Annotated in this window: 8 protein-coding genes; 5 read left to right on the plus strand and 3 right to left on the minus strand. The window is 52.1% G+C overall.

The annotated features are described in order from the left end of the window. Nucleotides 1-12: 12 nt before the first annotated feature. Both JT719_RS15490 and mfd read right to left on the minus strand, forming a co-directional pair. Nucleotides 13-3,483 (minus strand): PAS domain-containing protein, encoded by a 3,471-nt coding sequence (locus tag JT719_RS15490; RefSeq protein WP_207434223.1) that lies wholly within the window; start codon nucleotides 3,481-3,483, stop codon nucleotides 13-15. A 127-nt stretch (nucleotides 3,484-3,610) separates the two neighbouring features. Next, nucleotides 3,611-6,967 (minus strand): transcription-repair coupling factor, encoded by a 3,357-nt coding sequence (mfd, locus tag JT719_RS15495; RefSeq protein WP_207434224.1) that lies wholly within the window; start codon nucleotides 6,965-6,967, stop codon nucleotides 3,611-3,613. Nucleotides 6,968-7,234: 267 nt separating this feature from the next. Here mfd and JT719_RS15500 point away from each other — a divergent pair, with 267 nt between their 5' ends. Next, entirely contained in the window at nucleotides 7,235-8,491 is a 1,257-nt protein-coding gene (locus JT719_RS15500; protein WP_207434225.1) for a PAS domain-containing protein, read from the plus strand. Between the two features lie 46 nt (nucleotides 8,492-8,537). Beyond that, a complete protein-coding gene (locus JT719_RS15505) occupies nucleotides 8,538-8,888 on the plus strand; it encodes a histidine kinase (protein WP_207434226.1) in 351 nt (116 codons plus the stop codon). 85 nt (nucleotides 8,889-8,973) lie between these two features. Here the strand turns inward: JT719_RS15505 and msrA are convergent, their stop codons facing one another. Beyond that, nucleotides 8,974-9,639 (minus strand): peptide-methionine (S)-S-oxide reductase MsrA, encoded by a 666-nt coding sequence (msrA, locus tag JT719_RS15510; RefSeq protein ID WP_207434227.1) that lies wholly within the window; start codon nucleotides 9,637-9,639, stop codon nucleotides 8,974-8,976. A 138-nt stretch (nucleotides 9,640-9,777) separates the two neighbouring features. Here msrA and JT719_RS15515 point away from each other — a divergent pair, with 138 nt between their 5' ends. The 3 genes from JT719_RS15515 (at nucleotide 9,778) to JT719_RS15525 (ending at nucleotide 11,967) form a co-directional block, all read left to right on the plus strand. Continuing rightward, nucleotides 9,778-10,044, plus strand: coding sequence for a hypothetical protein (locus JT719_RS15515; protein ID WP_207434228.1), 267 nt, complete (start codon nucleotides 9,778-9,780; stop codon nucleotides 10,042-10,044). Nucleotides 10,045-10,211: 167 nt separating this feature from the next. After that, complete coding sequence (locus JT719_RS15520; protein ID WP_207434229.1) at nucleotides 10,212-10,565, plus strand: hypothetical protein; 354 nt, start codon at nucleotides 10,212-10,214, stop codon at nucleotides 10,563-10,565. An 868-nt stretch (nucleotides 10,566-11,433) separates the two neighbouring features. After that, the gene (locus JT719_RS15525; protein ID WP_207434230.1) at nucleotides 11,434-11,967 is read left to right on the plus strand and encodes a ferritin; all 534 of its coding nucleotides are present in this window, start codon (nucleotides 11,434-11,436) and stop codon (nucleotides 11,965-11,967) included. The last annotated feature ends 41 nt before the right edge of the window (nucleotides 11,968-12,008 follow it).

Genomic DNA, 12,008 nt, shown 5'->3' on the forward strand with positions numbered 1-12,008 from the left:
GCCAGTAGGCTATTAAGCGTTATTTTTAAAATAAATAGTAAAGGTGGTGCCTTGGCCTACTTCGCTTTCCACCTCTATGCGGCCTCCGTTTTTCTGCACAATCCGGTTCAGAATATACAGTCCCAGGCCAGACCCATCTACGTGGTTATGGAAGCGCTTGAACATCTGGAACAGTTTGGCGCCGTGTTTCTCCAGGTCCATGCCCATGCCGTTGTCCTGTACTTTGAGCACAGTGAAGTCGGCCTGCTTGTAGGTGTGCAAATACACCTCCGGCACTCTGTCTGGGGAGCGGTATTTCACCGCATTACTGATAAGGTTGTACAGAATACTTTTCAGGTTCACGCGGGAGAATACCAGCGTAGGAGCCTGGGAGAAGTCACAGGTTATCTTGGCTTTAGAGTTTTGAATAAGGTCCTGGATGCTGAGTTTTACCTCGTCTACCAACTCAGAGAGCGAAGATTCCTCCAGGTGGGCATCAATCTCTTTCTGCACCTTCACAATCTCGGCCAGGTCTGAGATGGTGGTATTGATCTGCCGCAGAGACTTGTTGAACATACTGATCAAGAGTTCTGCGTCTGGGTCATGGAACGTGGCATTCTGGGTAAGCTCCTGGAAAATGCCGGCCATGTTGATGATGGGCAACTTGAGGTCATGCGAGGCGGTGTAGACAAAGCTGTCCAGGTCTTCATTGATGCTGCGCAACTCACGGTTGGTCTGCTCCATGAGAGCCTCGTTCTGTTTCTGGTCTTCAATATCGGTGCAAGTGCCAAACCACCTGATGATGTTGCCCTCCTGGTCGCGCAGAGGCAATGCCCGGGCCAGGAACCAGCGCCAAGTTCCGTCAGAACTCCGCTTAAAGCGGTACTCAATCTCGTAGGGGGCACCGGTCTCCAGGGAGTATTGCCAGCGGGTTGCGGCACGTTCCTGGTCATCTGGGTGCAGGAGTTTGTTCCACATGTCTTTGCCTTTGCTGGTCTCCACGTCATAGCCGGTAAAGTCTACCCACCGCTGGTTGAAGTAGTCATGGTAGCCCTGGGCATCGGTGGTCCAGACCAGTTGCGGCATACTTTCTGCCAGGAACTGGAACTGCCGGATGCTTTCCTGCAGGGCCAGTTGGGTTTCTTTCTGGTCGTGGATATCGGTGTGGGAGCCTACCCACATGGTAATGTTGCCCTGGGCGTCGCGCATGGGTACGCCTCTTACCAGGAACCACCGGTACTCTCCGCTTTTGCTGGAACGCCACCGGTTTTCAATGACAAAGTGCTGCCCGGTAGCCAGCGAGCGCTGCCACCCCGTGTTGGTAGCTTGCAGGTCATCTGGGTGGATGTATTCTTCCCAACCCCAGCCGGTGAGTTCCTCACGGGTGCCTCCTAAATAGTCATACCATTGCTGGCTGTAGTAATCTATGTACCCGTCTGGCTTGCTGGTAAAGGTCATGTGGGGCAGGGCATCCAGGATCTGGGTTATGCGGTCATGGGAAGCCTGAAGTTCGGCGGTGAGTTTTTCAGCTTTTTGCTTGGCCCGTACCCGTTCAGTTACTTCCACAATAAGCATCATGACGCCTTCCACCGTTTGGTCCTGGCTGAACAAGGGTTGGTAGATGAAATCAAAATACCCTACTTCCAGGGTGCCGTTGCCCTGGCGGTCAAGATAGGCTTGCTGCTCATTGCCCCGGTACAACTTACCGGTAGCATACACTTTCTCCAGGATGTCAAAATACCCCTGATGCTCTAATTCTGGAAGTGCCTCTTTGAAAGGTTTGCCTACAATGTCGCGGCCACCAATGAGTTGTCTGAACAGTGGCGTGGCGAAATCGCCTACCCAGTTGGCACCTTTGAGAACGGCAAACTGCACCGGGGCCTGGGCCAACATGCGTTGCACGTAATTGTCCCGCTCCCGCAGGGTTTGCTGTATGTCTTTCTGCTCCTGAATGTCTGTGTCTACCCCAATCCAGGCCTGGATATTTCCCTGCTCATCATGCAGCGGTGTGGCACGCATGGTAAACCAGCGGTACTGGCCGTCTGAGGCTCGCTTCAGCCGGGCCTCGTTCACGTACTCCTGGCCGCTCTCCAGCGCCCTGGCCCAGATAGCGGCAGTAGAAGCCAGGTCGTCTGGGTGTACTACTTTGTCCCAGCCCTCATCCGGGCCCTGATTGCCGGTGTAGTCATACCAGGCTTTGTTGAAGTAGTAAATGTAGCCATCGGCACGGGCTACCCAGGCTATTTCCGGGATGCCCTCCAGCAAGGCGCGTACGTGATCGGCGCTGGCCTTCAGTTCCGCGGCATACCGGTTTTTCTCTGTGAGGTCCAGCATGGCCCCAATCATGCGCAAGGGCTTGCCGTCTGCATCACGGGAAATGAACCCACGGTCCAGGATCTCGGCGTAGGTACCGTCTGCCTTCCTGAACCGGTATTCATCCTGCCAGGTGACGCCGTCACCGTCAATGACCTCATGGATGCCGTCTACCACGCGCTGGGCGTCTTCTGTATGAATGCGGCTGTACCACGAGTTTACATCATGCTCTATTTCTTCTTCTTTGTACCCAAAGGTGATTTTGAACCCGTCGTTCCACCAGATGGTGTCATCGGTTAAATCCCAGTCCCAGATAACGTCATTGGTGGCTTTGGCAATCAGTTCAAAACGCTTCAGGTTCTCTCTGGCTTGCCGGGCCTGGCTTTCTTGGTATTCAATGTCTACCATGGTACCCATCATGCGGTAGGGCTCGCCGGCCTGGTCATAGAGAATGAACCCGTGGTCTGTGACTTGGGTAAAGGAGCCGTCTGCTTTCTGAAAGCGGTAGCTGCCCGTCCAGACTTTCTCTTTCCGCTCAATGATGTGCCGCAGGCTTTGTTTGATGGGCGTGTAGTCTTCCGGATGCACTTTTAAGTCCCAGGAGTCTGGGGCTTCTCCGTCTTCTGAAACCTGGTAGCCAAAGACCTGCTCAAAGTTCTTGCTCCAGAAAAACTTCTTGCTTTCTACGTCATAGTCCCAGGAAACACCTCCTGAGGCTTCGGCAATGGCAACCAGGCTGTTATGGGCCGTTTCTGAGTTCTTTTTCTCTTTCTGCTCCTGCGTGACATCTACTACGTTATGGATGAGGTAGAGAACGTCGCCGGTTGGGTCCAGCACCGGAGTGTTCAGCGGTTGCCAGTATTTCTCCTCAAACCCGCCCCCTAAGGCTGCGGGCTTGGTGACATCGTAGCGCTGCACTTCCATTTTGTGCGGAACCTTGTGGTCTCTGGCGTATTCCAGGGAACGGCGCAGGTTCAGTACGCCCTTGGCCTCCGGCACATCTGGGTTGTCTGGGTACACTTCAAACAAACCGCGGCCAATGATTGACCGGTCTTTGAAGGTAGAATGCAGGTAAGCGTCACTAGCCTCCACAATGGTGAAGTCTGGGGTAAGCACAATATAAAGCCCAGGTAATGCCCTAAAGACAGATAAGATATCTTGGGCAATAGCTGGGACTGTAGACGAGTTCATGCGCAATGAATTCAAAAGTTCTGGTGAGATTCACCTCATAAACGGCATTTTGCCAATTGCCAAGGATAACCGAAGAACAGCTTGTTTGTTTCCGGCCTGTTTTCTGTGAAACAGGCTGGAAACAACCTTAAGCCTGCAGTTGCTCAAAGATCTCCTTCGCTTCATCTAAGGTAGATACATCTTCCACAACTACAATAAGCTTGTCTTTGGCTTCTTTCAATCTGGACCGGCGGGAGTGCTGCTGCACGTACTGCAAAATACGGCTAAAGGTTTCAGAGTGGAAGAAGGAGTCATTGTTCTGGCTGGGGATGTACCCCCTGAGGGTGTCTTTTTTGAGCGTGAGTTTCTCAAAACCCAGGTGACAAGCTTCCCAACGCATCTTCACAATGGCTACCAGCTGCTGCACCTCGGGCGGCAGCGGCCCGAACCGGTCTACCATGCCCTCCACCAGTTTCTCCAGGCTCTCCAGGTCTTTCACGCTGTCCAGTTTGCTGTACATCTGCAGACGCTCAGAAATGTTGCTGATGTAGGTGTCTGGGATGAGGATCTCCAGGTCGGTTTCTACAGAGCATTCGCGCACCGGCTCTATCACTTTCTCCAGTTCCATGTCTTTGAAGAACAGGTCGCGGAACTCGGTTTCCTTGAGTTCCTGCACGGCCTCGTCCAGAATCTGGTGGTAGGCCTCAAAGCCCAGGTCATTGATGAACCCGCTCTGCTCGCCGCCCAACAGGTTACCCGCGCCGCGGATGTCCAGGTCGCGCATGGCAATCTTAAAGCCTTCGCCCAGGTCTGAGAACTCTTCCAGGGTGCTCAGGCGCTTGCGGGCATCAGACGGCAAACCGGATACCGGAGGCGTTAACAGGTAGCAATACGCTTTCTTGTTGGAACGGCCCACGCGCCCCCGCATCTGGTGCAGATCGCTTAACCCAAACATGTGCGCCCGGTTGATGATGATGGTGTTGGCGTTAGGAATGTCCAGCCCGCTTTCAATGATGTTGGTGCTCACCAGCACATCGTACTCGCCTTCCACAAAGCGCATCATGCGTTTCTCCAGCTCCTCTGGGTCCATCTGGCCGTGCGCGTAAGTGATCTTGGCATCGGGCACCAGTTTGAGGATGAGGTTAGCCATCTCCTCAATGTCTGAAATGCGGTTGTGCACAAAGAACACCTGCCCCTTGCGCTTGAGCTCATGCGATACGGCATCTCTGATAAGGCTTTCATCAAAGACGTGTAGCTCGGTTTGCACCGGTTGGCGGTTAGGCGGCGGCGTAGCGATCACGGAAAGGTCACGAGCCCCCATCAGGGAGAAGTGCAGCGTGCGCGGAATTGGCGTGGCCGTAAGCGTGAGCGTGTCTACGTTCACTTTCATCTCCTTGAGCCGGTCTTTCGTTTTCACGCCAAATTTCTGTTCCTCGTCAATAATCAGGAGGCCCAGGTTTTTGAACTTCACGTCTTTGCTCACCAGGCGGTGCGTGCCTATGAGAATATCGGTTTTGCCTTCAGCCAAACGGCCCAGGGTTTCTTTTATCTGCTTAGTGGTCTTGAAGCGGTTGATGTACTCCACGTTTACCGGAAATGCTTCTAAACGGTCCCGGAACGTTTTGTAGTGCTGCATGGCCAGGATGGTGGTAGGCACCAGCACGGCCACTTGCTTGCCGTCGCAGGCCGCTTTGAACGCCGCCCGTATGGCCACCTCGGTCTTCCCGAAGCCCACGTCGCCGCAGACCAGCCGGTCCATAGGGTGGGGCTGCTCCATGTCGTTTTTCACGTCTTCGGTGGCCTTGCCCTGGTCTGGGGTGTCTTCATAGATAAACGAAGATTCCAGCTCAGCTTGCAGGAAACCATCGCGGGAGAAGGCGTACCCGGGGGCACCTTTGCGTTTGGCGTACAAAGAAATAAGCTCGGCGGCAATGTCTTTGACTTTGCTTTTGACGCGCTTCTTCTTGTTTTCCCATTCCTGCGAGCCCAGTTTGCTCATGGTAGGCGGCGTGCCTTCCTTGCCGGTGTACTTGCTGATCTTGTGCAGCGAGTGAATGCTCACGTACAGCAAATCGTCATCGCGGTACACCAATCGTATCGCTTCCTGCAGGCGGCCGCCTACTTCCACTTTCTCCAGCCCCGCAAAACGCCCGATGCCGTAGTCCATGTGCGTGACGTAGTCGCCGGGTTTAAGGGTGCGCAGTTCTTTAAGCGTGATGGCCTTTGATTTGGAGTAGCCTTCTTTGGTTTTGTGCTTGTAGAAACGCTCAAACAGCTGGTGGTCTGTGTAGCACACCACTTTAACCAGATCATCAATGAACCCTTCGCGCAGGGCCAGCATCATGTGCTGGAACCGTACGTCATGGTCCAACTCGTCAAAAATGGTGCGGAGCCTATCTGCCTGGCGGGGCGACTCAGCAGCAATCACGTTCACGTAACCGTTGCTCTGGTTTTCGTGCAGGTTGCTCACCAGCCGCTGGAAATCTTTGTTGAACGAAGGCTGCGGGTGCGCCTGGAACTGGATGACCTCGGCGTTCTTGAAGTTGAAGCGCTTGCCAAACTCCACCAAAGTGAATGCCTCCAGCCGTTTCTTGAAACCCTTGCCAGATTCAAACAGATCCTCGGGTTTGGACACAATCTGCACGCCGGCGCTGGCCTCCAGCATTTCCTGGAAAGACTGCTCGGCTTTCTCGTAAGACTCAGACACCACCTCCACGGTGTGGCGATAGTCCTTCACCCAAATCTTGCTGTTTTCAGGAATAAAGTCCAGAAACGACTCCCGGGTTTCCTGCAGCAGTTTGGTCTGCACGTTAGGGATGATGGAGATCTGCTTCTTCTGCTCTACCGAAAGCTGCGTGTTGGGATCAAACGTCCGGATGCTTTCAATCTCATCACCGAACAGCTCCAGGCGGAAAGGCAGGTCGTTGGCGTAGGAGAACACGTCAATGATGCCCCCGCGCACGGCAAACTGACCAGCTTCGTAGACAAAATCGGTACGTTCAAAGTCATAGCTGGTGAGTACCTCAGAGAGGAAATTCACGTCCAGCTTTTCGCCCACTTTGGCACCCAGCGTATTGGCCACCAGTGATTTTTTGTTGATCACTTTCTCGGTGAGGGCCTCTGGGTAGGTCACAATGAAAGACCCGGCTCCGGCGCGGTCATTGAGGCGGTTCAGGACCTCGGCGCGCAGCAGAATGTTGGCGTTCTCGGTATGGTCAAACTGGTAAGCCCGTTTGTACGAGCTGGGGAAGAGCATCACTTCCTGGTCATTCTCCAGCAGGTTAGAAAGATCGCTGTAGAAATAAGCGGCCTCTTCGCGGTCATGCAGAATGAACAGGTGCGTATTGGGCTGCAGGGTTTGCAGGGCAGACGCCACCACGGCATCTAAGCTGCCCACCAGCCCTTTCAATTGTATATGATGAGGTTCAGGAGACTGCAGGCGCTGCGCCACGGTTTGCACCACGGGGTCTTGCCGGTACAGTTCCAAAAATTGAGTTGCTTTCAAAGTAAATCTAATCTAGAAAAACAGGGGCAAAGCTAGCCATTCTTGCCGGTTACTGGAAACGAAGAGCAAGAGGGCTTAGTTGCCTTCAAACCTAAAGGTATAGGCCTATCTGTCAACAACATTTTAGGCGTATTTTCTCCAAAACAGTCAAAAAATGGAGAACGCTGGCCTAACGCAAACCAGAGGTAATTTGATTACGCAGTAAAATATGTACTGCAAATGCTTTATTTTTGGCACCGCATTCCTTCCTAAGCTTAACCTCTGCATATGGAATTCTTTGATTATTTCGTCAATGTCCCTGAGAACATCGTGATTGTTTCTCCTGATTTCAAGATTCTGGCTGCCACAGACCGGTACCTGAAAACTACCATGCGCAGAAGGGAAGAAATTATAGGCAAGGTTTTCCTGAAGGAAGTGTACCAGGACCCGTCTATCTCTTTTGAGGAAAACCCGGTGATCATTTCCATCAGGAAAGCCATAGAAACCAAGAAGGTAGACTTTCTGGATGTGCTTAGATACGATCTGGAAAAGCCCGAAGGTGAAGGCGGCGGCTACGAAGCCCGCTACTGGGAGGCCTCGCACACGCCGGTGCTGGACGAGGCCGGGAATGTACGGTTCGTGATCCAGAACACCCATGACGTAACGGAGCGCGAACTAGCCAAACAGGCCCGCAAAGCCAGCGAAGAGAAATTCAAGTTCCTGACCGATGCCGTGCCGCAGCTCATCCATACCGCCGAGCCAAACGGGGCCTGTACCTACGTGAACCAGCGTTGGCTGGACTATACCGGTCTGCCGTTTGCGGAGTTCATGGGCAACAGCTGGCAGAAAGTAATTCACCCAGAGGATATTTACCGGGTCACAAACCGGCAGAAGGAAGCTGTCTACGCCGAGACCGAGTTCCAGGCTGAGTTGCGCATCAGGAGCAAAGACGGCAGCTACCGCTGGCACCTGGTAAGAAGCCTTCCCATGAAGGATGAGAAAGGCAAGGTGATCATGCGCGTGGGCAGTGCCAATGACATCCACAGCACCAAACTAATGGTGCAGGAGATCCTGGAATCCAATGAGCAGATGTCTCTCCTCTCTGACCAGGTGCAGCAAGCCTTTCAGAAAGCCGAGGATCAGCGCCTGACCTTGGAGCGGCTCATTATGCAGGCCCCTGCTATCTTCGCTATCCTGAAAGGGGAAAAACACCGGTTTGAACTGGTGAACCCGCAATACCAGCAACTGATGCCGGGAAGAGATCTGGTGGGCAACACCGTAGCAGAAGCTGTGCCTGAGGTAGTAGAGCAAGGATTCCTCCAGATTCTGGACAATGTCTACAGTTCTGGTACTCCTTTTGTGGCCGAAGAAATTGGGGTAGAACTGGACTGGGACAACACCGGGCAGGTAGAGAAACGCTACTTCACCACCACGTACCAGCCTCTTATTGAGGCAGACAAGGTAACCGGAATCATTGTTTTTGGGTACAATGTCACAGATAAAGTTAAGTTAAGACAAGAGTTGGAAACACTCAGAAAAGGGTAACCCCTAGTTGAGGTTTAGAACTATCTATAAAAGTAGTTTGCTGCAAATGAATCAAGCGCAGGTAGATTTCCAACAGTTACGGATCAAGCATATTCTTTTCAAGTCAAAAGTACGGTCTGTGCTTTACGGCGGCACGTACGATGCTGACTTCTTTTCGCGTAATGGACCCATCAACATTTGGTTTAACTCCGTGGGTTTCTCCAGGTACAGGAACGTGTCTGAGATGTTGGAGCTAAAGCAGGTGCAACAAGACCTGAGCTCCGTCGCCGATTCCCTGTTTAGCCTCTATGAACGGGGAAAAATAGATGAGGCGCAGAATGGCCTTGTTAAGATTGAGAAGTTGTCTGAGCAGTTCCTGGAGCTCCTCTCCAGGCTGGAAGGAAAACTGGCCGCTTAGATCAAATAAAAACATATAAAGAAAGGGCGCTGTTCTAACCAGAACAGCGCCCTTTCTTTATATAGGTTAATGAGGTTTTCTAAGGTCACTCGCCCTCCTTTAGTTTGCCTTCCATTTTCTTTTTGAACTTCTCCACCTTGGGTGTAGACACTGCGCGCATGTACGGGTTGTTGGGGTTGTTCCGGTAGAAATCCTGGTGTTCCTTCTCGGCGGGGTAGAATTCTTTCAGGGCGGCCACTTCCGTCACAATAGGAGCCTGAAACGCGCGGGTGGCATTCAGGTTCTTGATGTACGCTTCTATCTGGGCTTTCTCCTGCGGCGTGCGGTAGAAAATAGCCGAGCGGTATTGCGTTCCTACATCGGGGCCCTGACGGTTGAGCGTGGTAGGATCATGCGCTGCAAAAAAGGCTTCCAGCAGGGTCTGGTACGAGATCACTTTGGGGTCATAGTAAATCTGAACGGCCTCGGCGTGGCCCGTAAGCCCGGTGCTCACCTGTTCATAGGTGGGGTTCTTGGTTGCGCCACCGGTATAGCCAGAAACCACGTCATGTACGCCTTTCAGTTTCTCCGCGGCCTCCTCTGTGCACCAGAAGCAACCTCCGGCAAAGGTGGCTACGGCCAGGCTGTCGCGCGGAATAGCAACTTCCTTCTGCGCCGGTGTTTTCTGCGAGGCGGTTTGTTTTTCTTTTCGGCTCTGGGCGCAGGAGGTGAAACCCAGTAATAAAACCAAGGCAAAGAGGAGATGTTTCATAAGGCAAGAGGGTGCACGTAATGGCTACAGGTACAACCGTAAAAGTACGGTAGAAGTTTCTAAGACTACGGAGGCGGCAGGGTAACTTTTTAAGCCTCGTCTCGTCCAAATACCTGTAAACCAAAGCAAGATAAAACTATGTCTGAATCAGCGAAAACCACCACCGATCATGATACTATCCGCAAATGGGCCGAGGCCCGCGACGGCAAACCGGCTACCGTAAAAGGCACCGGCAAAGGCGAGGAGGCCGGTCTGCTGCGCATCAACTTCCCCGGCTACGCCGAAGACAACCTGGAGGACATTACCTGGGAGGAGTTCTTTGAGAAGTTTGAGGAAAAGAAACTCGCCTTCCTGTACCAGGACGAGAAAGACAGCCGCTTCTCCAAACTGGTGAACCGCGACTAGTATTTTGTTCGGCAACTCACGTTTCGGGCCTGCTTTCTGTAAAACAGGCCCGAAACGTAGTTTAGAATTGTCTATGAAGTGAGAAATTCATTAATTATTATTTGGACCAATTCTAAACAGAGGCTAAATTTGTGCTGTTCCTTTTGAGCAACCAGAGACCTTGCCTTATGCCAACTTCCCCCAACCTGCTTGAGTTATTCCGGACTGCTTACGGCGCTGTGTACCAATGCAACCGTTACAACTGTTATTTTGTAGAGTTTGCCGGGGGCATTTCGGCATTCAAGGTGCAGGATTTCCTTACCCTGAAGCAGCAGGTGGATGCCATCAACGTAGAAGAAATGGCCAAGGATCCTTCCCGCGCGTTAGACGTCCATATCTTAATGCCTTACCGTTCTGAGCGCTGCTTTGTGCTTACCTTGACTGATGTGCTGCACTTTCAGGAGTTGTTACAGGGCGCCAAGGTGATGCTTTCTTTGAACAGCATTCTGTATGAATGTCTGTATGCTCCGGTAGTGTACTAAGGGTTTTCCTTAGACGTTTCAAGGCTATTTTCCTGAAAGTAGCCTCTTTTTCCTCATATCATCTCAAACCACAAGAGCGCTACTAAACATCCCCTTACCCCCTTTGAAGGGGGTAAGGGGATGTTTATTTACATTTACTGAACCTTCATTTACTGAACCTTCTTTTTCCCCATGGTTCAAGTCTGTGACTTGGACCTACCATGGTCTGAAGTTTGCAACTTCAGTGAGGCGCTAGCCTCAAAAACTCTTTGGAGCCCTTCTATGGCGCGGAAGTTACTTCCGTGCCTTTCTTTTTTAGTTGCTGTTTCGCCAGCCATCCGCCGTTGTTGGTGTTCTCACCAACAACCCAACCTGCCCCTCAAGCCGCTACTTCCTACTTCCTTTCTCCTAACTTTCGGGTTGCAGCTGCGCTCTGCGGGCGTTTGTCACTTTTCTCCTTGATGAGAAAAGTAACCAAAAGAATCAAGAAGCCTCAAACTCGCTGACGCTCAAACAGTGAGGCTTCATTTCGGTACCACCCGGCACCGTCTTCTGTTTCATAGGGAGCGTGGGCCGTTGCCAAGGGAAAAGCCACTGCTTGCCCCCAAGCCGCTGTTGGGTTACGCAGGCGCCCAACAGCGGCTTGGGGGCATTCAATTGATTGCTGTTTTTCACTGCTGCAATACCTTCATCGTTCTGCGGACGTGTGGCTTTGGGCTTGATCTTGCAAGGAGTGAAGCAGGGGACTTACGCTTGTCCTTTCCTGAATTTAGACTGAATCTGTATTAACCCAAATGGTGCATCTGGAAGAACCAATGAAGGGTTTTACCGGTATATTTGAGTTGAGGCGCTTGTGTTTGGAAGTGCCGTTACAATGGAGATTTAGACTATGAAAGATTTATTGAGACTGCGTACCTCGCTTTCAGAAGAAATAGAGACGCTCTTGAACGAACAGATAAAAGTAGAAGCGCATTCCTCGGCTACGTACCTGGCTATGTCTTCCTGGTGCAACCGCCAGGGTTTTGATTACTCCGCCGATTACTTCATGAAGCAGAGCCATGAAGAGCGTGAGCACATGCTTAAGATTTTCAACTTTGTGTGTGACCTGGGGGGCAACGCTATCTCGCCGGAGGTGGTGAACATTCCGCAGGAGTTTGACTCTTTTAGAGATGTATTTGAAAAGGCGCTGCAACAGGAGATCTTCGTGACGCAGCAGTTCAACCGCCTGGCAGATCAGTGCATGAAATCAAGGGACTACATGACGTTCCAGTTTCTGCAGTGGTTCCTGAAAGAGCAGGTGGAAGAAGAGTATGTGGCCCGCCGCGCCCTGGAACTGTTTGATGTGATTGGCGAAGAAGGCACCGGCCGCTGGGAGATTGACAAGCAGGTGCGTAAAATAAAATACGATAACGGCGACGAGTAACAACCTGGCCAGTCGGCTATGCGTATAAGAAAGAAAAATCC

It is taken from the genome of Sabulibacter ruber (assembly GCF_017355955.1).
GTDB classification, from domain to species: Bacteria; Bacteroidota; Bacteroidia; order Cytophagales; family Hymenobacteraceae; genus Nibribacter; species Nibribacter ruber_A.